Here is a 25,926-nt window from a genome sequence, read left to right on the forward strand (position 1 = left end):
TGGGCTTTAGAGACGCATGCGGCCGATGCCGGGATCGGTGCGGCTGGCGCGGCCGGTTTCCAGGTGGCCGGCCAGTCGCTGGGTGAACGAGGGGGCGTCGGCCAGGGTCAGGGTCAGGTCGTACCAGTGGTCGCTGCCGCGCAGGTCCCAGACCGAGCGCGCCACGCGCTTGGGCGTCAGCATGACGGTCTGGCGGGCTTCCCCCTCGGCCAGCGGATAGTCTTCGGCCATGTGCAGCGTCGCCAGGCCCTGGCCAGACAGGCTGACGACCAGGCGCGAGCGGACGTCGGCGGCGACCGTCACGATCGGCTGGGTCTTGGACGTATCGCCCGCGAAGCGACGGTAGAAGCCGTTGGGGCCATGGACGGTCAGGTCGTAGGGGCCCGGCGCGCGGCCGGCCTTGTTCCAGTGCCCGGCGGCGTATTTCTGGCCGGCCGCCAGGGTGAAGCGCCAGGGCGCGTCGCGGTCGGTGTTGTCGAACACCTGGAACACCGCGCCGGCGCGACCGGCATTGACCAGGTCGATCCACAGCGCGCCGTCCTTGATCCGGGCGTCGGCCGACAGGGCGTAGGGCAGGGGGCGTGCGCCGCGTTGCGGGCCGTCCTGGGCCGAGGGGCCTTGCGTCGCCGGGATCTTCAGGCTCGGCGCGGCCTTGGAGCGCGCCACGCGTTGCATGTAGTCGGCGGTCGCCGGCAGGGTCAGCGCGGTCCAGTCTTGGTTGGGCGTGGCGAAGTCGAAGGCCGAGGTCAGGTCGCCGCAGACGGCGCGGCGCCAGTCGCTGATGTTCTCCTCGCGCACCCCAAAGCGCTTCTCCAGGAACTTCAGGGTCGAGGTGTGGTCGAACACCTCCGAGCAGACGAAGCCGCCCCGGCTCCACGGCGAGACGACGATGGCCGGCACGCGTATCCCTAAGCCCAGGGCGTGCGTGCCTTTGTTGGCTCCCTCGGCGTCAGGGCCATAGGTCTTGGTCTCGCCGGCCACCGACACCGAGCTCCAGCCCTGTTCGGGGTTAAGCGGCGGCATGGGCGGCTGCATGTGGTCGTAGAAGCCGCCGGCCTCGTCGTAGTTGACGATGAAGACAGTCTTGGCGAACACCTCGGGGTGATCGACCAGGGCCTTGATCAGCTCGGCGCAGACATGCTCGCCCTTCGACGGCTCGGCCGAGGGATGCTCCGACAGGTCGGCGGCGGTGACGATCCACGACACCTGCGGCAGGCGGTCGGCGGCGACGTCGGCGCGGAAGGCTTCGACCAACTGCACGCCGTCGGAGCGCTTGCGGTCGGGGTCGGCCTTGCCTTCGCCGACCCACGAGCGGCCGCGCGTATAGAGCTCGGAGTCTTTGGCGCAGGGGCGGAAATTCTTGAACACCGACAGGATGTTGTCGCCGAAATTGTCGTATTCCTGGTAGACCTTCCAGCTGATCCCGGCCGCCTGCAGGCGCTCGGCATAGGTCGTCCAGTCGTGCGGCCCGTTGGCCATGACCTTGTCTTCGGCCATGTCGGCGCTGGGCGTCTCGTCCTCGCCGTAGTTGCTCATTTCCGGATCGCCGCCGACCTTGCCGCCGCCATTACAGCCGGTCCACAGGTGCAGGCGGTTCGGATAGGTCTGGGTCAGGGTCGAACAGTGATAGGCGTCGCAGACCGTGAAGGCGCTGGCCAGGGCGTGGTAAAACGGCAGGTCCGAGGCCTTGTAATAGACCATCCGCTTGTGCAGCTCGCCGGTGTGGCCCCATTGGTCGTAGCGGCCGCCGTTGACGATGGTGATCGCCGCTTGGTGGCCTTGGTCGGCGCCATCGACCGTGTAGGCGTTGGTGACGGAAGCGTCGCCGTGGAACGGGGCGACGAAGCCGTCAGGATGTTCCTTGGAAGGCTGGCGCCAGACCGAGCCGCCGCCGGGCAGGCGTTGCGGGCGCGGATCGCCCAGGCCGCGCACGCCGTTCAGCGCGCCGAAATAGTGGTCGAACGACCGGTTCTCCTGCATGAAGATCACGACGTGCTCGACGTCCATGATCGTGCCGGTGCGGTGGCGCGCCGGGATCGCCATGGCCTTGGCCACGGTGGCCGGCAGCAGGCCGGCGGCGGCGCTGGCCGTGGCGGCGGCGCGCAGGAAAGAGCGGCGGTCGGTCGGCATCGGCCCAACTCCCAGTGACGTTATTTTGGTATAGACCAGTGTTGAGCGGGTGTCGGCGAAACTTTCGTGACACCGCCAGAGGGGTCAGGCGGGGGCGTTGCGCGCCCGATCCCTTTCCTTGACCCTGGAGGAGCGCCCTCCCATCCTCGCGCGGAGGCGGGATTCGACCGCTGGCCAGGTCGCCCAATGCAGCAGCCCGACAGTCTTCAGTATCTCGGCGTGCGTGACGATATCGCCGCGCGCATCGCCGGCGGCGCGTTCAAGCCGGGGGAGCGACTGCCGTCCGAACGCCAGCTGCAGGCCGGCGGCGGGGTGGCCCGGGGCACCGTCCGTGAGGCTCTGTTCCAGCTCGAGGCCGAGGGGGTCATCTACCGCAAGGACCGCAGCGGCTGGTACGTCTCGCCGCCGCCGGTGGTCTATGACCCGACGCGCTGGGAAGGCTTCATGTCTTACGTCGAGGCGCAAGGGCGTCGCCCCGAGACCGAGACGCTGAGCAAGACCGAGATCGTCGCCGACGACATGCTGGCCCAGATCTTCTCGCGGCCGGTTGGGGCGCCGATGTACTGGATCCGCCGCAGGCGCCTGATCGACGGTCGGGCCGTGCTGATCGAGAGCATCATCGTCGACGCCGCCCGCGCGCCGGGCCTGATCGACCACGATTTGAACGGCTCGCTGACCAGCGTGCTGAAGTCGGTCTACGGCATCGGCGTCGCGCGCAACAAGGTCGACATGCGGCCCTGCGCCCTGACCCGCGACGAGGCCGAGGCCTTGCGGGTCAAGTCGGGCCTGCCGGGTCTGAGCCTGGTGCGGACCTGCTACGACGCCCAAGGCGAGGTAGTCGAGTTCGACCGTGAATACTGGCGCCATGACGCCCTGACGGTCAGCGTCGACATCCGCGTCCGCTAGAGTCCGGCGAGGCTGTTCGCACCGTCACCAAGGTGTCGCGCAGTTGGTATAGACCAGAATGCTCCATCAAGGGGCATTCCCATGACGACTGGTCCTCGGCGCTGGCTGGAGCGGGCCCACCCGCTGGCTTTCACCCTGTTCGCGGGGCTGGCCGGCTTCTGCGCCTATTTCTCGATGTACGCCTTCCGCAAGCCGTTCGCGGCGGCGACCTTCGGGGCGGTCGAGGGCTGGAACTTCGCGGTCGACTACAAGATCGCCCTGGTCCTGGCCCAGGTCGCCGGCTACGCCCTGTCGAAGATGATCGGGGTCAAGGTGATCTCTGAGATCGCGCCCCGTCATCGCGGCGCGGCCATCCTGGGACTGATCGGCGTCTCGTGGCTGGCGCTGCTGGCCTTCGCCGTGATCCCCGCGCCCTGGAACGTGGCGGCGCTGTTCCTGAACGGCCTGCCGCTGGGCATGATCTGGGGCCTGGTGTTCGGCTTCATGGAAGGCCGCCGCACGTCCGAGGTGTTGGGCGCGATCCTCTGCGCCAGCTTCATCCTGTCGTCGGGCGTGGTGAAGTCGGTCGGCAAATGGCTGATGGTCGATATCCACGTCTCGCCGTTCTGGATGCCGGCCGCCACCGGCGCGATCTTCATGCCGCTGCTGGCCGTCTCGGTCTGGGCCCTGGTGCAGATGCCGCCGCCGAGCGCCGCCGACGAGGCCGCCCGCGTGCGCCGCCAGCCGATGGACCTGGCCCAGCGCCGCGCCTTCCTGGCCGCCTACGCGCCAGGGCTGCTGATGCTGGTGCTGTCCTACGTGCTGCTGACCGCTCTGCGCGACTTCCGCGACAACTTCGCCGCCGAGATCTGGACGGCCATGGGCTTTGGCGAGGCTTCGGGCGTGTTCACCGCTAGCGAGCTGCCGGTCGCCGTCGTCTCGCTGGTCGTGATGGGCGCGGTGATGCTGGTGCGCGACAACCTGCGGGCCCTGCTGGTCATGCACGGCGTGATCCTGGCCGGCTTCCTGGTGCTGGGCGGTTCGACCCTGGCTTTCCAGGCCCACCTGCTGACGCCGCTGACCTGGATGATCCTGACGGGCGCGGGCCTCTACATGGCCTACACGCCGTTCAACGCCATGCTGTTCGACCGGATGATCGCCTTCAGCGGCCGGGTCGGCACGGCGGGCTTCCTGATCTACGTGGCCGACGCCTCGGGCTATCTGGGCAGCGTGGCCCTGCTGGTCTGGCGCAACTTCGCCATGGTCGACCTCGACTGGCTGGGCTTCTTCGTCAACAGCATCTACGCGACCAGCGCCGTCGGCGCGGTCTGCACGGTGCTGGCTGGCGTCTACTTCCTGCGTCAACGACCCAAGGCGGCGAGCCGATCGGGCGCGGCGCCGTTCCCGGCCGCCGCTCAAGCGGTCGAGCCCTGACCTTGGAGCGGTCCTTCGATCTCGCCGTGGTCGGGGCCGGCATTGTGGGCCTGGCCCACGCCCTGGCCGCCGCCCGCCTGGGCAAGCGCGTGGTCGTCATCGATCGCGACGCCCAGGCCAACGGCGCCTCGGTGCGCAATTTCGGCTTCGTGACGGTCACGGGCCAGGAACGCGGCGAGGTCTGGCGGCGGGCGCGGCGATCGGCGCGGGTCTGGGATGAGATCGCTGGCCCCGCCGGGATCGAGGTGCTGCAGCGCGGCCTGACCATGGTCGCCCGCCGGCCCGAAGCCCGCGACGTGCTGCAGGCCTTCCTCGAGACCGAGATGGCCGAGGGCTGCGCCTGGCGTGACGCGACGGATCTGGCCGACCGACTGCCGGGGCAGGGCCAGGTGCTGGGCGCGCTGACCAGTTCGGTCGATATGCGGGTGGAGTCCCGCACCGCCATCCCGCGCCTGGCCGCCTGGCTGGCCGCCGCCCATGGCGTGAGTTTCCTGCGCGGCGTGGCCGTGCACAGCGTCGAGACCGGGCGGCTGGAGACCTCGGCTGGAGTGGTGCGGGCCGAGACCATCGTGGTCTGCCCCGGCGACGACCTCGTCACCCTGTTTCCCGACCGTTTCGCCCGCGCCGAGGTGACGCGCTGCAAGCTGCAGATGCTGCGCCTGGCCGCGCCGGGCTGGCGGCTGCCGGGGCCGGTGATGTCCGACCTGGGCCTGGTTCGTTACCTCGGCTACGCGGCCCTGCCGGAGGCGGGCGCCTTGCGCGCGCGTCTGGAGACGGAGCAGGGCGCCCACCTGGAGCACGGCGTCCACCTGATCGTGGCCCAGAGCGCCGACGGCTCGCTGGTGGTCGGCGACAGTCACCACTACGCCGCCACGCCCGACCCGTTCTCCCGCGAGGACGTCGACGCCCTGATCCTGGACGAGTTCGCCCAGGTATTCGGCCAGGCCGCGCCGCCGGTGCTGGAGCGCTGGACCGGCACCTACGCTTCGGCCCACGGTCACAGCCTGGTCGAGGCGCCGCTGCCGCGCGTGCGCCTGGTCGTGGTGACCGGCGGCACGGGGGCCTCCACCGCCTTCGGCCTGGCCGAGGAAGTGATCGCCGGCCTCTATGATCTTCCCCGCCAAGGAGCCGCCGCATGAGCAACAGCCCCATCCAGGCCGTGGTCTTCGACTGGGCCGGCACCATGATCGATTTCGGCTGCCGCGCCCCGGTCAAGGCGCTGCGCGAGGTCTTCGCCGAAGCCGGCATCGAGATCACCGAGGCCGAGGCGCGGGCCGATATGGGCAAGGCCAAGCGCGACCACGTGCGGGCCCTGCTGGCCATGCCGCGCATTGCGGGCCTGTGGGAGGCGCGCCATGGCGGCGCCGTGACCGAGACCGATGTCGACCGCCTGCACGACGCCGTCGAGCCGAAGATGCGCGCCGCCGCCCGCGACTGCGCCCAGCTGATCCCCGGCGCGGCCAAGCTGGTCGCCGGCCTGCGGGCACGCGGCGTGAAGATCGGCTCTTCCACCGGCTACACGCGGCCGATGATGGCCGACATCCTGCCGCTGGCGGAAAGCCAAGGCTACGCGCCCGACGTCGTGGTCTGCGCCGGCGAGACCGCGGCGGGACGACCTTCGCCGCTGATGATGTGGAAGGCCCTGGTCGAATTGGGCGCCTGGCCGGCCCGGGCCTGCGTCAAGGTTGACGACGCCGTGGTCGGCATCGGCGAGGGGCTGGAGGTCGGCGCCTGGACGGTGGGGCTGTCGGCTTCGGGCAATGGCGTCGGCCTGGAGCAGGCGGCTCTGGCCATCCTGCCTGCCGCCGAGCGCGCCGCCCGGATCGAGGCGGCCGCCCAGGCGCTGCGCGAGGCTGGCGCTCACTATGTCGTCGACAGCGTGGCCGAGTTGGGTCCGGTGCTGGCCCAGATCGAGGCGCGGATCCAGCAGGGCGAGCGACCCTGACTTAAGTCAGTTTGGTATAGTCCAAAGCGTATCAGATTTTAGCCAACACGCCACTCGGCCCGCTATGTGCGCGCCGGGGTCGCGCACCCATACCTGCAGGGATTATTGCGAAGGGCCGTTGTGTGACGAAATTCCTTTCGTCCCGGGCGCCAACTGTCACGCTGGTGTCGCCGCAAGCTGCTCTAAGCCTTCTGGTCCATACCAGTTGGAGAGCAGGGGATCTCTCATGCCAAAGCAATATTCCGTTCTGGCCACGCGCCCGAACTTCAAGAGGCTTTTGCTGGCCACCGTCGCGGCGCTGGTCGCCGGCGCCAGCCCGCGGCTTGCGCTCGCACAGCAGGCCGCCGCCAGTGACGCCGTCGACGAGGTGGTCGTCACCGGCTACCGCAAGTCGCTAGCCGACGCGCGCACCATCAAGCGTGACTCGGTGATCCAGAAGGACGCGATCGTCGCCGAAGACATGGCGAAGTTCCCGGAACTGAACCTGGCCGAGTCGCTGCAGCGCCTGCCGGGCGTGCAGATCAACCGCGAAGCCGGCGAGGGCCGACGCATCTCGCTGCGGGGCCTGGGTCCCGACTTCGCCCGCGTCCAGCTGAACGGCATGGAAGTGCTGGGCAATGTCGACTCGGCGCAGGACAGCCGCGGCCAGCGCTCGCGCGACCGCGCCTTCGACTTCAACATCTTCGCGTCGGAACTGTTCTCGAAGGTCGAGGTCGAGAAGACCTACCAGGCGGCCCAGAACGAAGGCGGCATGGCCGGCACGGTCGGCCTGTTCACCGGCAAGCCTTTCGACTACGCGCCCGGCGCCAAGGGCGCGATCTCGGTCAAGGCCGGTACCAACCAGTACACCAAGGACACCCAGCCGCGCGTCGCCGGCCTGTTCAGCTACAATTGGGACAACAAGTTCGGCGCGCTGGTCTCGGTCGCTTACGCCAAGCGCCGCACCACCGAGCAGGGCCACAACACCTATAACTACGACCAGCCCGACGCCGCCAAGCTGGCCTCGATGGTCGCCGCCGGCCTGGACATCTCCAAGCTGACGGCCGCGCAGAAGACCAAGTTCCTGTCCGGCGACCTGATCTTCGCCGACGGCAACCGTCTGTCCTCGTGGGACGCCAAGATGGAGCGCCTGGGCATCACGACCGCGCTGCAATGGAAGCCGACGGACAATCTGCTGTTCACGCTGGACGCGCTGCACGGCCGGTTCACCACCCACCGCGACGAGCTGCACCTGGCCACCCGGCCGCTGAACTCCGACGGCTCGATCGCGTTCGACGCCCCGGCCGGCGGCGTGTGGCCGGCGGCCTTCCAGAAGGGCTCGGTGATCAACAACCTGGCCTGGGACGCCAACAACTACGTCACCATGACCGACGTCACCGGCACGACGTTCGGCAGCGAGCACCGTCGCTCGCTGAACAAGAACCGCTTCAACCAGATCGCCCTGACCGGCGAGTGGAACGCGTCCGAGCGCCTGACGATCGACGGCCACGCCGGCTACGAAAAGTCGACCTACAAGACGCCGTACGACGACAAGCTGTACATGCGCGCCAAGGGCAATCTGATCGCCAACTACGGCGCGGATGGCCAATCGGCTGACTTCCAGTATCCGGGCTGGAACCCCACCGACGCGTCCACCTACGCGATGGACTCGTTCTATTACCGCGGCTTCAACAACGAGTCGGAGCTGAAGGAAGGCGTGCTGAACGCCCGCTATGAGCTCAATGACGTCCTGACGCTGCGCGCCGGCGTCGCCTATCACCGCTTCGTGCAGGGCGGCCGCGACGTGTTCTATGACGACAACGTCAACGGCACCCGCTCGAAGATGCGCGGCACGGCGGTCGGCGACGTCACCTCGGTGTTCAAGAACAGCTTCGGTTCATGGCTGATCGGCGACTACGACAAGGCCTTCGCCAAGTACAAGGAATACCACCGCTTCGAGAAGAACACGGACGGCACGGGCGGCGCGCTGCAGGACATCGAGAACGTCTACACGACCACGGAAAAGACCGTGTCCGAGTACGTCCAGGTGGACTGGGACAGCGAGATCGGCGGCATGCGTTTCCGCGGCAATGCCGGCCTGCGCGGCTATCAGACCGACACCCACAGCACCGGCTGGATCCAAGGCGACAGCTACGCCTATCTGGGCACCACCGACGTCAGCGGCAGCTATGACGGCGTGTTGCCGGCCATGAACGCGGTGCTGGAGCTGACGCCGGAAGTGCTGGTGCGCTTCGCCGCCTCGAAGAACCTGAACCGTCCGGGCCTGGGCTCGATGGCGGCCGAGGGCAGCGCGTTCAAGGACGACAGCTCGGGCGAGATCACCGCCTCGCGCGGCAACCCGAACCTGAAGCCCTACAAGGACACCACGCTGGACGTGTCGGTCGAGTACTACTTCGGCAAGGTCGGCCTGCTGTCGGCCAGCGTGTTCCACAAGAGCATCGACAACTTCATCGGCTCGCTGACCCTGGAGAACGTGCCGTTCAGTCAGACCGGCGTTCCGTACACGACCATTCCGGGCGCGACGGCCAACACCATCGTCTCGGAATTCTCGATGCCCATCAACGTGGCGGGCAAGAAGAAGCTGACCGGCGTCGAGCTGGCCGCGCAGACCGAATTCTCGTTCCTGCCCGCGCCGTTCGACAAGCTGGGCGCGGTGGCCAACTACACCTATGTCGACGCCGACGACGCCCTGACGGGTATCTCGAAGACGAGCTACAACTTCACGCTCTATTACGAGACCGACAACTGGGGCCTGCGTGGCTCGATGAGCCACCGCGACCGCTGGTACTCGGGTCGTAGCGAAGACCCGATGAGCGCCAGCACGCGGGGCTTTGAAGGGTCCACCTATGTGGACGCCGCGGCCTTCTACAACATCACCGACAAGCTCCAGCTGTCGCTGGATGCGATCAACCTGACCAACCAGAAGGACACGCAGTTCTGGGGTCAGAACCGCTACCTCTACAACCAGACCCAAAGTGGCCGGACCTACATGATGGGTCTCAGCTACAAGTTCTGACATGAGCGCACGCTAGGTTGGGCGCCCGCTTCCTTTAAGGAGGCGGGCGCCTTTCCCGTGTTTCCGGACCCATGATCGTTTCCCACAAACACCGTTTCGTCTTCGCCGCGGTGCCCAAGACCGGCACCCACGCCGTGCGCCAGGCCCTGCGCGAGCACCTGAGCGACGACGACGTCGAGCAGGTCGGGTTGTTCGTCAACAAGCGCTTCCCCTGGGAGGACCTGGCGGCGATCCAGCACGGGCACCTGTCTCTGCGCCAGGTGCGGCCCTATCTCGGCGAGGAGGCGTTCGGCGGCTATTTCAAGTTCGCCTTCGTGCGCAATCCGTTCGATCGTTTCGTCTCGTACTGCGCCTTCATGCTGCGCGGCGGCGACGTGTTCGAGCGGCAGCCGCGGGACGCTATGCGCCACTTCCTGTTCGCGGCGCCGCCGGAGCAGCACATCCTGTTCCAGCCGCAGGCCTCGCTGCTGGTGGACGAGGATGGCCAGACCTTGCTGACCGACGCGGTCGGCCGCGTCGAGGACATGCAAGGGTCGTATGACGCGATCTGCGCGCGCCTGGGCTTTGCCTCGCGCCCGCTCGACCGCGTCAACGGCACGCGGCGCGGCGACTATCGCGACTACTATGACCAAGCCCTGATCGACGGCGTCGCGGCGCGCTACGCCCAGGATCTGGAGCTGTTCGGCTACGACTTCGAGGGGCCGCGATGAGCGCCGCCCCGGCCGCCAATCCGCGCAAGACCACGACCGTGCGCCCGCTGGGTCCGGTCGATATCGGCGCGCTGCGGACGGCCGTCCTGGCGATCCCCGAAGAGGTCTGGGCGGCCGAGAACGCCGGCAAGCCGAACAAGTTCGAAGCGCTGGACGCCACACGCCACATCGTCTTCCGCTTCATCGACGGCCCCCGCGACTGGCGCGCCTCGCACGATCGTCCGGCCTGGGCCCAGTGGCGCGGCCTGCTGGAGCCGGTGCTGGCGGAGGCCGTCGGCGACTATGGCTATGCGCGCGGGGTCTTTCCCAGGGTGATGCTGGCCAGGATGCCGGCGGGCGGGGTGATCCATCCGCATGTGGACGCCAACCCGGCGGCCAAATGGCCGCACAAGATCCACGTGCCGCTGACGACCAATCCCGGAGTGGTGTCCTTCTTTGGCGGGGCTGAGCACTGCTTCCCGGCTGGCGAGGCGGTGGAGGTCAACAACCTGGGTCCGCACTGGGTGCGCAATGACGGCGACACCGATCGCGTCCACTTGATCTTCGAATATTACGACGCCGACCAGCCGGACCCGGACTGGCTGGCGCCATTCCTGTCGGCGAGCGCGGCGCGATGAGCGAGCGCGACGCCCTGCTGCGGGAAGCCCAAGACCTGCGCGCCCGCCAGCGTCTGCCGGACGCCCTGACCACACTGGCGCGGCTGGAGGCGCTGCATCCCCGGTTCAGCCGGCTGCACCAAGAGCGCGGCCACTGCCAGATCCTGCTGCGCGACGGACCGGCGGCCATCGCGGCCCTGCACGAGGCCGTGCGCCTGAATCCGACCCTGCCGGCCAGCTGGGACATGCTGGAGCAGCTCTATCGGATGGCCGGGGACCCAGGCCAGGCGGCCGCGGCGGCGCGGCAACTGGCGATCCTGCAGCAGTTGCCACCGGCGATCGTGGCCGCCAACAGCCTGCTGGCCGACGGCGACCTGGAGCTGGCCGAAGACGTGCTGCGCGATTACCTGGACCAGGATCCGCACAATGTCGGCGCCTCGCGCCTGCTCGCGCGGATCCGCCAGGAGCGCGGCGATCTGGAGGAGGCCGAGGCGGTGCTGGCGGCTGTGGTCGAACGCGCTCCGGACTATCATCCCGCTCGCTTCGACTACGCCATGGTGCTGCTGCAACGGCAGAAGCCGCTCGCGGCCCGACAGGAAACCGAGCGCCTGCTCGAACACGATCCGGGCAACCGCGACTATCTCAAGCAGTACGGCGCGGCCTGTGTCGCCCTGGGCGACCACGAGCCGGTGATCGATCTTTACGCGCGGCTGCTGGACGGCCTGCCGCCGACCGGGCCGGAGGTCGCCGATCTGCGCCTGTGGCGGGCCAACGCCCTGAAGGTCACCGGGCGGCAGGCCGAGGCGGTCGCCGACTACCGCGCCTCGTTGGCGGCCCGGACGGACAACGGTGTGGCCTGGTTCAGCCTGGCCAATCTCAAGACCTATCGGTTCACCGACGACGAGGTCACGCGGATGCGCGCCCTGGAGGCTCGCAACGACCTGCAGGACATGGACCGCGTCTATCTGGGCTTCGCCTTGGGCAAGGCGCTGGAGGATCGGGGCGAGTACGACGCCTCATGGCGATCCTATGCCCGCGGTAACGCGGTGCGGCGAGGGCTGGGCCGCTGGCGTCCGGATGTCGCCGAGGCCTGCGTGACCCGGCTGAAGTCGGTGTTCACCGCCGAGGTCTTCGCCGAGCGCGCCGGTTGGGGCGTGGATGATCCAGCGCCAATCTTCGTGCTGGGCCTGCCACGCTCGGGCTCGACCCTGATCGAGCAGATCCTGGCTTCCCATTCGCAGGTCGAAGGGACCCAGGAACTGACCGAGATCGGCCGCTATGCCGGCGAACTGTGCGGCCGCGATCCGGACTGCGGCCTGCCGCTGGAGCCCGAGGCGCTGCTGGCCCTCACGGCCGGGCAGGCGAGGGCGCTGGGTGAACGTTTCCTGGCCGAGACGCAGGTCCATCGCCGTCTGGGCCGGCCATTCTTCATCGACAAGATGCCCAACAACTTCTGGCACGTGGGGCTGATCCATCTGATCCTGCCGCGCGCCACGATCATCGACGTACGCCGCGAGCCGATGGCCTGCGGCTTCTCCAATCTCAAGCAGCTGTTCGGCACGGCCAATCAGGAATTCACCTATGGCGCCGACGACATCGCACGCTACTACCGCGCCTATCTCGACCTGATGCGCCACTGGAATGCGGTGCTGCCGGGCAGGGTGCTGCGGGTCCAGTACGAGGACGTGGTCGAGGATCTGGACGGCGGCGTGCGGCGCATGCTGGCCCATGCCGGCCTGTCGTTCGAGCCGGCCTGCCTGGACTTTCACCAGACCCAGCGCAGCGTGCGCACGCCTAGCTCCGAACAGGTGCGGCAGCCCCTGGGCCGCGAGGGCCTGACCCAGTGGACGCTTTATGCGCCCTGGCTGGACGGCCTGCGGGACGCGCTGGGCGACGCCGTCACCGGCTACAGGAACTGACCGATGCGCCTGTCGCGCCCCTTCTTTCAATTGCCCGTTCTGTTCGACGTGTCTCGCCTGCAGGCCGAGGTCTCGGCCTTGCCCGACGCGGCCTGGGTCGCCCATCCGGACCAACTTCCGGGCAACAGCGCGGCGCGCCTGATCAGCGCCGGCGGGGCCGAGACCGACGCCGTCCACGGCCAGATGCTGCCGACGCCGTGGCTGGAGGCCATGCCCTATCTGCGACAGGTCCTGGCGGGCTTCGGCGTGGTGTGGAGTCGTTCGCGGCTGATGCGCCTGGCGCCCGGCGCGGGCGTGCCCGAGCATGCCGACATCAACTATCACTGGCACACACGGGTGCGGTTGCACATTCCGGTTTTTACGCAGGCCGAGGTGCGTTTCCACTGCGACGGCGAGGTCGTCCACATGGCCGCCGGCGAGGCCTGGATCTTCGACAATTGGCGTCGCCATCACGTCGAGAACAAGGCCAGCCAAGCCCGTATCCATCTTGTCGCCGACACCACCGGCACGGCGTCGTTCTGGCGGTTCGCCAGTGGCCCGACACCGCCTCGCGAGCAGTGGCGGACGGTCGGCTGGGAGGTGGGCGGCGACCACCGGCTGCTGACCGAGAACGATCAGCGCTCTCCGGTCATGCCAGCTGCGGAGGTACAGTGGCTGATCGACGACCTACGCGCGGAGCTGACGATCGCCGCCGACACCGCTGAGGCCAAGGCGCGCGCCGCGCGGTTCAGCCTGCTGCTGGAGAGCTTCGTATTCGACTGGCGTCAACTGTGCGCCTTGCACGGCGTCAGCGGGCAGGGGCGGCCAGAATTCCTGCGGCTAGCGGGGGCCGTACGCGCCGCGGCGACGCCGCTGGCCGAAGGGCTGGTCATGCGCACCAACGCCGTCAGCGCGCTGCTGGTGCTGGAAAAGCGGGTGTTGCAGCATCTGGTCGCGGAGTAGACGCAGGCGTTCCGTGACTAGGCGACGCGCCGGCGTGGCCGCAGAGCTTGGGCGACGGCGGCGAAGAGCTCGGCGATGTGTTCGCTGACCCAGCTGACGGGGTTTTCGCCGGGGCGCTTGCGGCTGGCGACCCAGATGGCGACGCAGGCGATCGCGAAGACGGCGGCCGGCAGGCCGATCGTCAGGGCCGCTGGAAGACCTGCGCTAGACGCCATGGCGTGGCCCAGGATCATCGAGGTCTCGAACAGGAACAGCAGGACGCCGCCGGCCGCCATCGCCGAGCTGGATCCGGCCCGCTTGGCGCTGAGACCGAACGGCACGGCCAGCAGCGGCAACAGGGGCAGGATCAGCGCGCGCGACGAGCGGCTGTAGAACTCGGCTAGAAGGGTCTGTCGGGGCAGGGCGGGCTGGGCCTTGCCGAAGCCCCGTTGCGCCAGCTCGATGAGCGTCAGTTCGCTGACCTCGTCGCCACGCACGCGAAACAACTTCTGCGACAGCGATAGCGGCAGATCGAAGGACACGCGCGAGAAGTTGGCGACATAGACGCGGGCGTCGCGTGTGGTGCTGATCTGCCGGCCGTCGTGCAGTTCCAGTGTGACGGTGGGATCGCCGGGCGCCTTGTGGACGATGGCCGAGACCGCCGTCACGACGTCCTCGCGCCCATCGGCCTCGACCGTACGGATGAAGATGCGTTCCAGACGACGTCCGCTGGCGTCGGCATAGTCGGCAGTCAGGAAGACGGGACCCGTGGAGAGCAGGGCCTTGGGGCGCACGTCGCCGTTCCATCCGGCCTTCTCCGCAGCGTGCAGCACGGCGTGGTAGGCGTATCGGCTGTAGGGCTGGATGAAGCCGAACAGCAGCACGCTGAACATCATCAGCACCAGGCCGAGACCGACGAACGGGGTGGCGAAGCGGCCCAGCGAGATGCCGGCGGCCAGCATGGCGTCGATCTCGGAGCTCTTGTTGAGGCCGTTCACGACCACGAACAGGCCGATGAAGAAGCCCCCCGGCAGGGTCAGGCCGACATAGTGCGGGACCAGGTTGACCAGCAGTTCGGTCAGGAACCGGAAGCCTTCCGTCGTCTGGGACAGTAGCTGGAATGAGCGCATGAGGCGCTCCATCAGGAATGCCACCATCGTGCTGATCAGCACCGCGCCCATCGGCGTCAGGGTGCGCTTCAGCAGGTATCGGTCGAGGATCGTCGGAAACATGGGGATACGCGGAATCTCAGAGCGCCGGCGCGCCGGCGACCTGCGGGACGCCGCGCCGGTGTTCCAGGACCCGAGGCGACGGTGCGGTCGCCCGCGCGCTCAAGGCCTCGGCATAGACCTCCACGACCTCGTCCAAGATCGTTGTCCAGCGATAGGCGGCGCTACGCTCCAGCGCCTTGGCGCTCAGATCTCGGCGCGTGTCGGGCTGAAGGATGAGCTCGGACAAAGCGTCGGCATAGGCGTGCGGCTGGTCGGCGCAGAGCCTGGCGTTGTAGCCATGCCGCAGCAGGGCGCGGGTGTTGGGCGCGTCGGCGCAGACCATGGCCAGACCGCTGGCCATGGCCTCAAGATTGACGTTGCCGAAGGTCTCGGTGGTGCTGGGATTGAGGAAGATGTCGCCGCTGGCCAGGGCCGTGGCCAGGGCCTCGCCGGACAGGAAGCCCGCAAACACGGCGTTCGGTAGTCGTTCCTGGAACCAGGCGCGAGCCGGGCCGTCGCCGATCACCAGCACTTGCGGCGCGTGGCCCGCCGCCTCGAGCCGTCCGACGGTCTCGGTGAAGGCGGCCAGGCCCTTTTCCATGACGATCCGTCCCAGGAACACGATGACCGGACGGTCGGGCGCGAAGCCTTGGCTGGCCCGCCAGGTCTCGCAGCGCCGTCCGGGGTGGAACAGGTCGGGGTCGACGCCGCGCGCCCAGGTCCGCACGCGGGCGGCCAGGTTCTGGGCCCGCAACTCGTCGCCGATGGCCTCGGTCGGGGCCATGACGTAGTCGCAGGCGCCGTAGAACTTCCAGAGCTGGCGGCGCACCAGAGACTGAAGGCAGCCCAGGCCGTAATAGTCGAGATAGGTGTCGAACAGCGTGTGCAGGCTGGCGACCACCGGGGTCTTCAGCTTGCGGCCGAGCCGCAGCGCCGCCGAGCCCAGAAGGTCGGGCGCCGATAGGTGGATGAGGTCTGGCTTGAAGGCTTCGACGTCGCGGCGCAGGAAGCCGGGCAGGCCTAGCGCCAGGCGGTAGTCGTTCCGGAAGGGGATTCTCACCGACGGCGCCGAGACCAGCTCGCCCGCCGGTTCGAAGGCGGGGTTCGGCCCGGTTGGCGAATAAACCCGCACCTGGGCGCCGACCGTGCCCTCCAGGTGGCGGACCAGTCGGTTCAACGACTTGTTGGCCCCGTCCAGGGTGTAGTTGTAGTTCCCCGAGAACAGGGCGATCCGCAACGGACGCGCGCCATCGGCATGGGCCGAGATCCTAAAGTCCATGGCAGTTGTTCCCCCGTGCGCCTTAGTCCCCCGACCACGACGCACTCCCAAAGCCGCATGTAGGGCTGTTACAGCAGGTGTCGCCGTCGGTTTTATGAAGGCGACCTACGCATCACCGTCACGGTACTGATTTAGCGATGGCGTCGGGGTTCCTGGGGGAAACACGCCGGATGCGGATCGTCGACGTCGCCGAGTTCTATTCGCCCACTGGCGGGGGCGTGCGGACCTATATCGACCGCAAGTTCGAGGCCGCCGCCCAGCTGGGCCACGACCTGTTCGTCATCGCGCCAGGCCCGGAGGACAGGGTCGAGCCGCGCGGCTCGGGCGCGCTGATCCAGGTTCGCTGCCCGAGCCTGCCATTCGACGCGAACTACCACATGTTTTGGGACGCGGCGCCCGTGCATCGCTGGCTTGATTCGCTGGCGCCGGACCTGGTCGAGGCTTCCTCGCCCTGGCGTGGGGCCTGGATCGTCGCGAGCTGGCAGGCGCCCGTCCCGAGGGCCATGTTCATGCATGCCGACCCGGTGGCGATCTATCCGCAGCGATGGCTAGCCCCGGTCGCCAGTCCCGAACGGATCGACCAGCTGTTCGAGTGGTTCTGGAGCTATCTCCGCGGACTGGCCGGACGCTTCTCCTCCGTCGTCGCCGGTGGGCTCTGGCTGGCCAAGCGATTCGAGCAGCACGGCGTGGCCTCGGTGGCGGGTATTCCGCTGGGCGTCGACCGGAGCTCGTTCTCGCCCGCGCTACGCGACGAGCGCCTGCGATCCGAACTGCTCGAGGCTTGTGGTTGTCCCGACGACGCCAAGCTGGCCCTGGCCGTGGGGCGCTTCCATCCCGAAAAACGCTGGCCGATGGTGATCGAGGCGGTGAGCCGGGCCAGCGCCGACGTGCCGATCGGCCTGGTCGTGGTCGGTGACGGCATCGACCGCGCCCGCGTCCTGCGCGCCGTCGCCGGCAAGCCCAACGTCCACCTGATCCCGCCGATCCGCGACCGGCCCCGACTGGCCGGGCTCCTGGCTAGCGCGGACGCCCTCGTGCACGGCTGCGACTCCGAGACCTTCGGCCTGTTGCCGGCCGAGGCCATGGCCAGCGGCCTACCTCTGGTGGGGCCGGATCGTGGAGGCTTCGCCGATCTCGCCAAACCCTCGACCTCGGAGATCTATCGCTCTGGCGACGTCGAGGCGGCGGCGGGCGCCATCCGTCGCCTGTTCGCGCGCGATCAGAGCGCGCTAAAGGCCGCGGCGATCGAGGCGGCAGCCAGCGTGCGTCACGATACCGACCACTTCGCGGACCTGTTCGAGCACTATCAGGCGGTGGCGGCGCGGGCTTTGCCTGTAGCCTCGCACTCGGCCTCGCATCCGCTTCTGCCGGTCGGCGCGGAAGCGTGACCGACGTGACGCAACCTGACGCCATGAAGGACAGGGCCTCTGTCTGGTGGAACCTGCTGGGCGTCGCTGTCTCGTTGGGACTGGTCGGCGCCGTCGTCTTGCAAATGGGCGACGCGACGTACGAGGTCCTGAAGACGATCGGCCAGCTGCCGCCCCTGGTCTGGCCGACCCTCGTGCTGCTCTACCTCGTCCAGCCGGTTTTCGACTACGCCATCTTCCGGCGGCTCTGGAATCTGCCCCTGGCTGGCGTCGAGGCGCTGCTGCGTAAGAACGTCATCAACGAGGTCGTCCTCGGCTACAGCGGCGAGGCGTTTCTCTATGTCTGGGCGCGGCGGGCTGCGGCCGCAGTGCCCGCGCCCTTCGCCGCCATCAAGGACGTCAACATCATCTCGGCGCTGCTGGGCAATCTGCTGACCCTGGTCCTGGCAGGCATCACCGCCACGCAGTTGCGCGACCTGGATTTCGGCCAGCGACTAGGGCCGGCCCTGTGGTCAGGGCTCATTCCGGTGGCGATCTCGATCGGCGTTCTGATCTTTGGACGCCGAGTGTTTTCGCTGCGCACGAGCGAACTGGTCTATGTCGCCGTGGTCTGCGGTCTGCGCCTGGCCGCCTGGTCCGTGCTCACGATCCTGGTTTGCGCCATGGCGCTGCCAGGCGTCGAGCTCAGCCTGTGGGTCGTTCTCCTGGCCCTTCGCTCGTTAGTGTCGCGCCTTCCGCTGATCACCAACAAGGATCTGGTGTTCGGAAACCTGATGCTGCTGCTGCTCGGCGCGCATTCCGCCGTCGCCGTGCTGCTGGCGGCGTTGGCGGTCATGACGCTGGGACTGCATCTGGCGGTCATTGTCGGTCTCGGCGCGCTCGATCTGGTTCGCGGTGTGCGGCGAGCGTCCGCGTCGCGGGGCGCTCCCTCTGGTCTCGCTGTCGACGGCGTGCGACCTCCTGGTTCATGAGGCTGCGACCTGCGGTCCTGACCTTCCTGAAGGCGCTCGAGGCGGCGGGGAGCGGGCGGGAACGTCAGTTCCGCGCCCGCTCGGGTCGTCACTTGGTCGTGTAGAGGCGGCGCAGCGTCGCCAGCTTGGCGCGGTCCAGGCCCAGTTCGTCGCGGAGGTAGCCCTCGGCTCCGCCGGCATGGCCGTCGATGACCTTGAAGGTCGCTTCGATATAGCTGCGGTCGACGCCCATGAACGCTTGAAGCACCCCCGGCGGCAGCCGTCGCCAGGCCTGGGATGCGGCGTCGTCCTGGGCGAGGCCCTTCCTCGGATCGAAGTAGCGGTTGCTGAGCAGGTAGTCCTCGATGACCGTCTCGCGCGGCACGTCCAGCGCGGTCAGGATCAGGGCCGCGGCGACGCCGGTGCGGTCCTTGCCAGCCGAGCAGTTGAACGCCAGGGGCGTGTCGCCGGCCAGGAGTTGCTCGAACATCCGGCGGTACTGGCTGTTGAAGCGCACCAGCGTATGCGGATACTGCGCGGTCATGACCGCGCGGGCCTGCTCGCCGGTCCAGCTGCTGGCGGCCTTGAAGTCAAAGCCCATGGCGTCCATCCGGTAGTCGTCAGCCAGGACGCGAGGCGTCTGTCCGGCGGGCCAGCGAACCGGCGCGGCTTGGCGCTCCTCGGTGCTGCGGAAGTCGCAGACCGTGCGAATGCCCAGCTTGGCCAGGTACAGGAAGTCGGCGTCGGTCAGGCCGTTCATCGCGCCTGAGCGATAGAGCACGCCCCATTTGACGGTGCGCCCGTCGCGGGTGGGATAGCCGCCGAGATCCCGGAAGTTCTGCCCGCCTTGCAGGGGCAGCACACGGTTGTGCGCGACCTGGGCAGCGGTCGGCGTCTGGGCGTGGAGCGTCCCGGCGACCGGCGCCAGGAGGGCGAGCGCGCCGAACGCGCTGGCGAGGATGAGTTTACGCATCTTGTCCTCTCTGGATCTTAGAAGCGCAGCGTGGCGTCGAGGCCGAAGGTGCGCGGGTCGTTGAAGACGCCGTAGTCGCCAATGACAGCCCAGGCGGCGTGGCTCTTCACGAACAGGTGCTGCTCGTTGAGCAGGTTGCGCGCCCACAGGGCCAGCTCCAGCTTGCCGTCGCGCGACAGGTCCAGGCCCGCCAGCGCCAGGCGGCCGTTCACCAGGAACGAGCTGTCGGTCAGCGTCGCCTCGCCGGCCATCGAACGGTAACCGTCGGCGATGTTGGCGTCGAGGTGCGCCTTGAGCATCGCCGCGCCACCGCCGACCGGCAGGCTGTAGTCGATCGAGACGCTGCCGGCGTTCTTGGGCGTGTTGGTGACGTAGACGATCGTCGGGATGCCCTTATTGAACGGATTGGGCGCGGCCGGCAGCTTGGCCTCGGTATAGGCGTAGCTGGCCGAGATCGTCAGGCCAGGCAGCGGCGCCAGCGAGCCGTCGATCTCGAAGCCCTTGATCGTGCCGCGACCCATGGCGTTGGTGGTTTCCACCGTGGTGCGATTGGTGGCCGCCTGCGGGGCCAGGAAGTCGATCTGGATGTCGGTGTAGCGGGTCGAATAGGCCGCCAGGTTCAGGCGGGCGCGCTTGTCCCAGAAGGTGGTCTTCAGGCCGCCTTCAAAGGTCGAGACGTTTTCAGGGCCGTACGAGCGGTAGGTCAGTGAGCGCGAATTGGCGCCGCCGGCGCGATAGGCCGTGCCCCACTTGCCGTAGACCTCGACGTCGCTGCTGGGATCGAAGGCCAGGATGACCTGCGGGTCGAAGTGGCTCTTGGAGAAGTCGAAATTGTAGGCCGTGTTGGCGCCGTTGACCTTGTAGAGCTGACCGCTCTTCTCGTCGTGGGTGTAGCGGCCGCCGGCCGTCAGGCGCACCTTGTCGTCGAGGATCGGCGGGGTCCAGGTCGCCTGGCCGAAGGCGGCGTAACTGTCGGCCGTCGCCGTGCTGGCGCGATCCGGGAAGACGGTGGCGGCGCCGGCCGCGAAGGTCGGGATCGGCGTGGCGACGGTGCCGTCGGCATTCCACTTCATCGTGCTCGGGGTCCAGGCGTCGTCGTCGCCAGCCTCGTGGTAATAGTAGAGTCCGCCGACGTACTGCAGGCGAGCGGCGTCGCCGACGAACTGCAGTTCCTGGCTGAACTGGTGCTGGCGCATCGAGGCCAGGCTGTAGCGGCCGAAGTTGGCGTTCGGCACGAACGGGCCGGCGTGGGCGCCGATGCCGTTGTCGTACTGGTTCTGGCGCAGGTGGCGCCAGGCGGTGATCGAGCGGATCTCGAGATCCTCGTTCGGGCGCCAGCTCATGTGCAGGCCATAGCCATAGGTCTCGCCCACGCTGGGCTGTTCCGGCAGGCCGATATCGGCGGTGTCGGCGCGCTCCGACTGGAGCTTGACCAGCGGCGCCAGGGCGGCGGAGGCGGGGTTCTTGGTGACGAGCTGAACATAGTAGGACGTCGAGGCGTCGTAGCTGTAGTCGGCGTCGAGCTGGGCGCTGAAGCTGGCGTTCGGCTCCCACAGCGCGCCGATGTGCGCGCCGCGACGGTCGAACTGGTTGAAGTCGTCCGCGCCCTGGAAGGGGTTCTTCACGGTCCCGTCGCGCTTGGCGATCAGGCCGTCGAACTTGACGCTGACATTGTTGACGGCCGGCAGGTTCAGGTGGGTTTCGGTCGAGTAGCCGCCCAGATTACGCACGCCGATCACCTGGCGCAGGTCGAAGTCGCCGGTCGGCTTGCGCGAGACGATGCTGACGGCGCCGCCCACCGAGTTGCGGCCGAACAGCGTGCCTTGCGGGCCCTTCAGTACTTCGACGCGCTCGATGTCCATCAGCGCCATGCCCAGGCCTTGGGCGCGGCCCAGATAGACGCCGTCGATATACATGCCGATGCCGGCGTCGCGGCTGGGCTGGTTCGGGTCGCCGCCGGTGATGCCGCGCACGCCGATGCTGAGCGCCGAGTTGCGGGTGAAGGTCGGGGTGATGCGCAGCGAGGGCACGGCGCCGTCCTTCAGGTCCAGCAGGCTCTCGACGTGACGGTTGGTCAGCGCCTGGGAGTCCATCACCGAAATGGCGATCGGCGTCTTCTGAACGTTTGTCTCACGCTTTTCGGCCGTGACGATGATCTCGCTCAGCTGGGCGTCCGCCGTCGCCGCCGGCGCATCGGCCGCTTCGGCGTGCGCCGCCATCGGGAAGAGCAGGCCGAGCGCGGCGCTCGCGAGCATTGCCGCTCGCAGTGTCGAAGTAGGTTGTTGCATGGTGGTCCCCTGACTTGGTCGACCGGCCATTTAGAGCGTTTGTATGTAACCTGTGTGACGCTTGTCTTGAGCGTGCGGATCGTCGAATATCGGCTCTGGTAAGGGAGTGCTGTATGCCGGCTGGGCGATCCGAACAGAGCGAAAAAGCGCACTTGTCTGCGCAAAAACTCGTGTCAGCGACGCTTTCGGCGTGGGAGCTGGAGGGTTCTGGCGGGATTTCGGGGCGTTCCCTGGCCGGATCGGCGGGGCTGCCGATGTCGGCCATCTACTATCACTTTGGCGATTTAGAGCGTTTGTTGGAAACCGCCCAGGCGGAAGCCCGGGCCGAGGCCGAGCGCTGGTGCGCCGCCCAGCTGGACGCGATCGGGACCGAGATCCGGGGCGCGGCGGCGCTGGGGCCGCTGCTGGCCGCTCTGGTGGACGACTGGTGCGAGACGCGGCGGATTCTGGCCTTCGCTCGACGCGAGGGGCAGCTGATGGCTCTGCGCGACGAGCGCCACATTGCCGCCTGCGCCAAGTGGGACGCCTTGTGGCTGGGCTTCTGGCAGGAGGTCTGCGACCGCCTGGGACTTTCTGACCTGGGGACCGCGACAGCCTGGGTGTTCGATGGTCTGTGCGGCCTGCATCTGCTGCGATGGCGCAGGCCGGTCGACCGGGCCGCGCTGACTGAGCTGTCCGACGGCTGGGCCTGCTGGGCGGCCGGCCGGACCGCGGGGGCAAGCGCCTGGTTCGATCGCGCCAAGCTTGACGCCGCCGCCCTGATCATGCCGTCACCGCCCGAAGACGACACTGCCAGCGCCATCGCTGCCGCGGCCGCGGTGACGGTCGCCAAGCGGGGCGTAACCGGCCTGACCCATCGCGCCGTGGCCGCCGAGGCCGGGCTGACCCTGGGCGTCGTCTCCTACAAGTTCAGGACCAGCGCTGACCTGCTGAAAGCAGCATTCGACGCCGTCTACCGCCGCGTCGTGCCGCCAGGCAGCCTGGACACGCCAGCGCCGTTCACGTCTCCCGACCGGTCGGCCTTCGGTGTTCCGCAACGCGCGGACCTGCTGGGCATGGAGGAGCTGTTGGTGGCGGCGGCGCGCGATCCGGATCTCCAGGCCTTCGCCGCCCAGCTGCACTACATGCGCGGCGGCTCGGCCGGACGCTTCATGCAGGATCTTCTGGGGCCGCACGTATCGATGGCCTCGATCGACAACGTGGTCGCCTCGGCCATGATGGGCGGTCGCGTTCGCGCCTATCTGTGCGGCGGCAGGGCGCATGATCCCGATCCGCCCCATGGCGACTTCGGCCCTCTGCTGAGCCGGTTCGCCCGCCGCTAGGCCGGGTCACATGGTCGTCATCGGCGCATTGGACAATGCGCCGACAAGGGGGCGACCGTGCGCGTCAAATCATCGGAGCGGTTGAGCCTGTTCGGGCTGGTCGTCTTTTCGTCGCCCATACTGATCATGCAGGCGATCGAGATCCCGTGGCGAACCTATCTGCCCAGTCTCTTCGCCACCAAGTTCGGCCTGTCGCTGGGGGCGGTGGGCGCGCTTCTGATGGCCATCCGGCTATTCGATGGCCTGGCCGAGCCGGTGATCGCCTGGGCCAGCGACCGGTTCCCGACGCGATGGGGCCTGCGCCGGCCCTGGATGGCGGCCGGCGCGCCGCTGATCATGCTGGGGGCTGCGGGTGTGTTCTTTGACTGGCCGTGGACGAACTTGGCCACCCTGGTTGCCGCCTGCCTCGTGCTCCACCTGGGCTATGTGATGCTGGTGACGCCGCATGGCGGCTGGGGTCTTGAGCTGGCGCGGGACGCCGACGAGCGGTTGCGGATCACCGCCGGCAAGCTCTGGTTCGCCGCGGCTGGGACCATCGCGATCCTGCTGTTGCCGTCCGCGCTGGAGCGGGGTTTCGGGACGGGGCTGGAGGGGCAGGTGGCCGCGCTGGGCGTTGCGCTACTGGTCCTTTGTCCTCTGATCGTCGTGATCGTGCTGCGCCTCATACCCGAGCCCGATCTCGCGCGCGGCGACGGCGCGAAACTGGCCAATCCGCTGACTTTGTTCGTCGAACTGATGCGCTTGCCGAGGATGCGGCAGGTGCTGCTGATGCATGCCCTGGCGGGCTTTGCACCGGCGGCGAGCGGCGCCGTTTTTCTGTTCTTCGTGGAGGGCGGGCTGGGCTTGCGGGGCTGGGGAAGCACGCTGCTTCTGCTGCAGACGGCGGTGATGCTGGTGACGACGCCGGTCTGGAGCAAGTTTGGCGCGCGCTTCGACCCCCGCGCATTGCTGGCGCTGAACTATGGCTGGCAGCTGATCACCGCGCCGCTGGTCTTGATCCTACCCGTCGGCATGCTGCCGGCGGCGATCGGTTTCCTGACGTTGCGCGGCCTGTCCGCCGGCCTGGATTTTCTGGTGTTGCGCGCGATGGTCGCCGAGATCGCGCACGACAGCGCCACGGCGGGCCTGCGTTGCGGCGCCAGCTGTCATTCGGTCTGCAACATCGCCATGAGGCTGGCCATGGGCGCGGGCGCTTGGTTTGCTCTGTCGCTCCTGTCCATGGCCGGCGGCGACGGGGCGGCGCTGAGCGCGAATGCGAGCACGGCTTTCCGTGTCGTCTTCGTCTTGCCATCCATCCTGGTCGGCGCTGTGGGCCTTGTCGTCCTGGCCCTGGGGCGTCCGCGAACGGCCCTGGGCGGCGCAGGGGCGCTGCAGCCTCTGTAATAAAACCGTCGCGCAGTCGTGGTCTTCGAGCCCCTTCGGCAAGAGGCGGGGGTTCTGTGCAGCTCAGTCGTGACGCGACCGTCGACTGGGTCGCTCTCAATATCCTTCAGCACGAAGGCTTCGTGCGCGCCTGGTTGACCCGGGTCACACGTCGCTCGGCCGAGGTCGACGACATTATCCAGGAAGCTTACTGCCAGATCAGCGAGCTGGACTCGGTCGCCCACATCCGCAGCGGCAGGGCCTACTTCCTGGCGACGGCGCGCTCGATCATGCTGCAGCGGCTGCGGCGCGAACGGGTGGTGCGGATCGAGAGCGTCACCGACATCGACGCCCTGCGGCTGGCCGACGACGAGCCGTCGCCCGAACAGGTGACCGGCGCGCGCCGCGAACTGGAGCGCGTGCTGGGCCTGATCGCCACACTGCCGCCGATCTGCCGCCAGGTGATAGAGCTGCGCCGGATCCACGGGTTCTCGCAGAAGGAGACGGCCCAGCGGTTGGGCGTTTCCGAGTCGGTGGTGGAGAACAATACGATCCGCGGCCTGCGCGTGATCCTCAAGGCCCTGGCCGAGGATGCAGGCGGGGTGTCGGCCGAGGCCCTGCCGCGCCGTTCACGGGAGAGCGCCCGTGTCTGAGGCGATCGACACCAAGGCGGCCGCCTGGGCCGTGCGTCTCGACGCGGGCGAGGACGCGGGCGAGCTGGATGCCGCCCAGCGCGCCGAGCTGGAGGCCTGGATGGCCGAGGATCGCCGCCATCGTGGCGCTCTGTTGCGGGCGCAGGCGGGGCTGCGGCTGATGGATCACGGCCAGGTGGTCAGCAAGATGCTGCCGCCGCCTCGGCGTGACGCCCACAAGGCCGCCCGGGTGCGTTCGCGCTGGGCCTGGGGTGTGGGTCTGTCCGCGGCAGCGGGGCTCGCGGCGGCCGCGGTGCTGTGGGGCGCGCCGGTCAGTGACTTCAAGACCGAGGTTGGCGAACAGCGGCGGGTGGCCCTGCAGGACGGCTCGGTGGCCATGATCAACACCGACAGCCGGCTGCGCGTGAAGCTGGGCGGCGCCGAGCGGCGTCTGGCTCTACGCCAGGGCGAAGCCTGGTTCCAGGTCGCCAAGGATCACGTCCATCCGTTCATCGTCGACGCCGGGCCAGTGCATGTGCGGGCGACCGGCACGGCCTTCTCGGTCCGGCGCTTGGCCGACGGGGCTCAGGTCGTGGTCACCGAGGGGCGGGTCGTGGCCTGGAGGGACGGGCAGGGCGAGGCGCCGGTGGCGATCTCGGCCGGGCAGTCGGCCTTCGTCGCCGACAGCGCCAAGCGGGTCATCTCGGCCAAAGCTGCCCGGCCCGACGACGTCCTGGCCTGGCGGCGCGGCGAGATCGTCTTCGACGGTGACACGGTCGCCTCGGCCGTCGCCGAGTTCAACCGCTACAACGAGCGCAAGATCGTGCTGGCGGATCCGGCGATCGGCGAGCGGACGGTCGTGGGCTACTTCCTGATCGACCAGCCGGAGAAGTTCGCCCTGGCGGCCTCGCGCATGACCGGCGGCGCGATGCGGGAAGATGGCGGCTCGATCGTCATCGAAAATTCACAATAAAACCAGGCCTGTT

Annotated in this window: 20 protein-coding genes; 15 read left to right on the plus strand and 5 right to left on the minus strand. The window is 68.4% G+C overall.

Annotation, left to right across the window (positions count from 1 at the left end; genetic code table 11):
• Nucleotides 1-6 precede the first annotated feature (6 nt).
• Nucleotides 7-2,130 carry a phosphocholine-specific phospholipase C gene (locus tag AC1RRR_RS02670; protein ID WP_492810348.1) on the minus strand — a complete coding sequence of 708 codons (2,124 nt, stop codon included), beginning with the start codon at nt 2,128-2,130 and terminating at the stop codon, nt 7-9.
• A 186-nt stretch (nt 2,131-2,316) separates the two neighbouring features.
• Here AC1RRR_RS02670 and AC1RRR_RS02675 point away from each other — a divergent pair, with 186 nt between their 5' ends.
• The 9 genes from AC1RRR_RS02675 (at nt 2,317) to AC1RRR_RS02715 (ending at nt 13,577) form a co-directional block, all read left to right on the plus strand.
• The gene (locus tag AC1RRR_RS02675; protein ID WP_492810349.1) at nt 2,317-3,036 is read left to right on the plus strand and encodes a UTRA domain-containing protein; all 720 of its coding nucleotides are present in this window, start codon (nt 2,317-2,319) and stop codon (nt 3,034-3,036) included.
• A gap of 81 nt (nt 3,037-3,117) precedes the next feature.
• Nucleotides 3,118-4,449, plus strand: coding sequence for a DUF5690 family protein (locus AC1RRR_RS02680; protein ID WP_492810351.1), 1,332 nt, complete (start codon nt 3,118-3,120; stop codon nt 4,447-4,449).
• A gap of 2 nt (nt 4,450-4,451) precedes the next feature.
• The gene (locus tag AC1RRR_RS02685) at nt 4,452-5,588 is read left to right on the plus strand and encodes a TIGR03364 family FAD-dependent oxidoreductase (RefSeq protein WP_492810352.1); all 1,137 of its coding nucleotides are present in this window, start codon (nt 4,452-4,454) and stop codon (nt 5,586-5,588) included.
• Nucleotides 5,585-6,394: a phosphonoacetaldehyde hydrolase gene (phnX, locus tag AC1RRR_RS02690; RefSeq protein WP_492810354.1), complete on the plus strand. Its 810-nt coding sequence runs from the start codon at nt 5,585-5,587 to the stop codon at nt 6,392-6,394. Before AC1RRR_RS02685 ends, phnX begins: the two co-directional genes overlap by 4 nt.
• A 226-nt stretch (nt 6,395-6,620) precedes the next feature.
• Nucleotides 6,621-9,410 (plus strand): TonB-dependent receptor, encoded by a 2,790-nt coding sequence (locus AC1RRR_RS02695; protein WP_492810355.1) that lies wholly within the window; start codon nt 6,621-6,623, stop codon nt 9,408-9,410.
• A 71-nt stretch (nt 9,411-9,481) separates the two neighbouring features.
• On the plus strand, nt 9,482-10,120 hold the full coding sequence (locus AC1RRR_RS02700) for a sulfotransferase family 2 domain-containing protein (protein WP_492810357.1): 639 nt from the start codon (nt 9,482-9,484) through the stop codon (nt 10,118-10,120).
• Entirely contained in the window at nt 10,117-10,737 is a 621-nt protein-coding gene (locus AC1RRR_RS02705; protein ID WP_492810359.1) for an aspartyl/asparaginyl beta-hydroxylase domain-containing protein, read from the plus strand. The genes AC1RRR_RS02700 and AC1RRR_RS02705 overlap by 4 nt, the downstream gene beginning before the upstream one ends.
• Nucleotides 10,734-12,635, plus strand: coding sequence for a tetratricopeptide repeat-containing sulfotransferase family protein (locus tag AC1RRR_RS02710; RefSeq protein WP_492810360.1), 1,902 nt, complete (start codon nt 10,734-10,736; stop codon nt 12,633-12,635). The genes AC1RRR_RS02705 and AC1RRR_RS02710 overlap by 4 nt, the downstream gene beginning before the upstream one ends.
• Nucleotides 12,636-12,638: 3 nt before the next feature.
• Nucleotides 12,639-13,577 carry an aspartyl/asparaginyl beta-hydroxylase domain-containing protein gene (locus AC1RRR_RS02715; RefSeq protein ID WP_492810362.1) on the plus strand — a complete coding sequence of 313 codons (939 nt, stop codon included), beginning with the start codon at nt 12,639-12,641 and terminating at the stop codon, nt 13,575-13,577.
• A gap of 17 nt (nt 13,578-13,594) precedes the next feature.
• On the opposite strand, the gene AC1RRR_RS02720 is transcribed toward AC1RRR_RS02715, so the two are convergent.
• Both AC1RRR_RS02720 and AC1RRR_RS02725 read right to left on the minus strand, forming a co-directional pair.
• A complete protein-coding gene (locus tag AC1RRR_RS02720; protein ID WP_492810364.1) occupies nt 13,595-14,788 on the minus strand; it encodes an LptF/LptG family permease in 1,194 nt (397 codons plus the stop codon).
• Between the two features lie 16 nt (nt 14,789-14,804).
• On the minus strand, nt 14,805-16,046 hold the full coding sequence (locus tag AC1RRR_RS02725; RefSeq protein WP_492810366.1) for a glycosyltransferase family 4 protein: 1,242 nt from the start codon (nt 16,044-16,046) through the stop codon (nt 14,805-14,807).
• 170 nt (nt 16,047-16,216) lie between these two features.
• Here AC1RRR_RS02725 and AC1RRR_RS02730 point away from each other — a divergent pair, with 170 nt between their 5' ends.
• The gene (locus AC1RRR_RS02730; protein WP_492810368.1) at nt 16,217-17,434 is read left to right on the plus strand and encodes a glycosyltransferase; all 1,218 of its coding nucleotides are present in this window, start codon (nt 16,217-16,219) and stop codon (nt 17,432-17,434) included.
• Nucleotides 17,431-18,384: a hypothetical protein gene (locus AC1RRR_RS02735; RefSeq protein WP_492810370.1), complete on the plus strand. Its 954-nt coding sequence runs from the start codon at nt 17,431-17,433 to the stop codon at nt 18,382-18,384. Before AC1RRR_RS02730 ends, AC1RRR_RS02735 begins: the two co-directional genes overlap by 4 nt.
• Before the next feature lie 88 nt (nt 18,385-18,472).
• On the opposite strand, the gene AC1RRR_RS02740 is transcribed toward AC1RRR_RS02735, so the two are convergent.
• Nucleotides 18,473-19,336 carry a tyrosine-protein phosphatase gene (locus AC1RRR_RS02740; RefSeq protein WP_492810372.1) on the minus strand — a complete coding sequence of 288 codons (864 nt, stop codon included), beginning with the start codon at nt 19,334-19,336 and terminating at the stop codon, nt 18,473-18,475.
• 17 nt (nt 19,337-19,353) lie between these two features.
• Nucleotides 19,354-21,591: a TonB-dependent receptor gene (locus AC1RRR_RS02745; RefSeq protein ID WP_492810373.1), complete on the minus strand. Its 2,238-nt coding sequence runs from the start codon at nt 21,589-21,591 to the stop codon at nt 19,354-19,356.
• A 287-nt stretch (nt 21,592-21,878) separates the two neighbouring features.
• Between AC1RRR_RS02745 and AC1RRR_RS02750 the strand changes: the two genes are divergently transcribed.
• The 4 genes from AC1RRR_RS02750 to AC1RRR_RS02765 are packed head-to-tail and all read left to right on the plus strand — an operon-like array spanning nt 21,879 to nt 25,913.
• Entirely contained in the window at nt 21,879-22,946 is a 1,068-nt protein-coding gene (locus AC1RRR_RS02750) for a TetR/AcrR family transcriptional regulator (protein WP_492810375.1), read from the plus strand.
• Between the two features lie 57 nt (nt 22,947-23,003).
• Nucleotides 23,004-24,329, plus strand: coding sequence for an MFS transporter (locus AC1RRR_RS02755; RefSeq protein WP_492810377.1), 1,326 nt, complete (start codon nt 23,004-23,006; stop codon nt 24,327-24,329).
• A gap of 56 nt (nt 24,330-24,385) precedes the next feature.
• Complete coding sequence (locus tag AC1RRR_RS02760) at nt 24,386-24,961, plus strand: RNA polymerase sigma factor (RefSeq protein ID WP_492810378.1); 576 nt, start codon at nt 24,386-24,388, stop codon at nt 24,959-24,961.
• Entirely contained in the window at nt 24,954-25,913 is a 960-nt protein-coding gene (locus AC1RRR_RS02765) for a FecR family protein (protein ID WP_492810380.1), read from the plus strand. Before AC1RRR_RS02760 ends, AC1RRR_RS02765 begins: the two co-directional genes overlap by 8 nt.
• The last annotated feature ends 13 nt before the right edge of the window (nt 25,914-25,926 follow it).

Source organism: Caulobacter sp. GW821-FHT12D05 (assembly GCF_058807295.1).

What these genes read in the sequence shown, in the direction of transcription:
- AC1RRR_RS02715 (WP_492810362.1), top strand. Translation starts at nt 12,639, where the DNA reads ATGCGCCTGTCGCGCCCCTTCTTTCAATTGCCCGTTCTGTTCGACGTG.
- AC1RRR_RS02730 (WP_492810368.1), top strand. Translation starts at nt 16,217, where the DNA reads ATGCGGATCGTCGACGTCGCCGAGTTCTATTCGCCCACTGGCGGGGGC.
- AC1RRR_RS02705 (WP_492810359.1), top strand. Translation starts at nt 10,117, where the DNA reads ATGAGCGCCGCCCCGGCCGCCAATCCGCGCAAGACCACGACCGTGCGC.
- AC1RRR_RS02740 (WP_492810372.1), bottom strand. Translation starts at nt 19,336, where the DNA reads ATGCGTAAACTCATCCTCGCCAGCGCGTTCGGCGCGCTCGCCCTCCTG.
- AC1RRR_RS02680 (WP_492810351.1), top strand. Translation starts at nt 3,118, where the DNA reads ATGACGACTGGTCCTCGGCGCTGGCTGGAGCGGGCCCACCCGCTGGCT.
- AC1RRR_RS02675 (WP_492810349.1), top strand. Translation starts at nt 2,317, where the DNA reads ATGCAGCAGCCCGACAGTCTTCAGTATCTCGGCGTGCGTGACGATATC.
- phnX (WP_492810354.1), top strand. Translation starts at nt 5,585, where the DNA reads ATGAGCAACAGCCCCATCCAGGCCGTGGTCTTCGACTGGGCCGGCACC.
- AC1RRR_RS02745 (WP_492810373.1), bottom strand. Translation starts at nt 21,591, where the DNA reads ATGCTCGCGAGCGCCGCGCTCGGCCTGCTCTTCCCGATGGCGGCGCAC.
- AC1RRR_RS02695 (WP_492810355.1), top strand. Translation starts at nt 6,621, where the DNA reads ATGCCAAAGCAATATTCCGTTCTGGCCACGCGCCCGAACTTCAAGAGG.
- AC1RRR_RS02700 (WP_492810357.1), top strand. Translation starts at nt 9,482, where the DNA reads ATGATCGTTTCCCACAAACACCGTTTCGTCTTCGCCGCGGTGCCCAAG.
- AC1RRR_RS02710 (WP_492810360.1), top strand. Translation starts at nt 10,734, where the DNA reads ATGAGCGAGCGCGACGCCCTGCTGCGGGAAGCCCAAGACCTGCGCGCC.
- AC1RRR_RS02725 (WP_492810366.1), bottom strand. Translation starts at nt 16,046, where the DNA reads ATGGACTTTAGGATCTCGGCCCATGCCGATGGCGCGCGTCCGTTGCGG.
- AC1RRR_RS02750 (WP_492810375.1), top strand. Translation starts at nt 21,879, where the DNA reads ATGTCGGCCATCTACTATCACTTTGGCGATTTAGAGCGTTTGTTGGAA.
- AC1RRR_RS02670 (WP_492810348.1), bottom strand. Translation starts at nt 2,130, where the DNA reads ATGCCGACCGACCGCCGCTCTTTCCTGCGCGCCGCCGCCACGGCCAGC.
- AC1RRR_RS02720 (WP_492810364.1), bottom strand. Translation starts at nt 14,788, where the DNA reads ATGTTTCCGACGATCCTCGACCGATACCTGCTGAAGCGCACCCTGACG.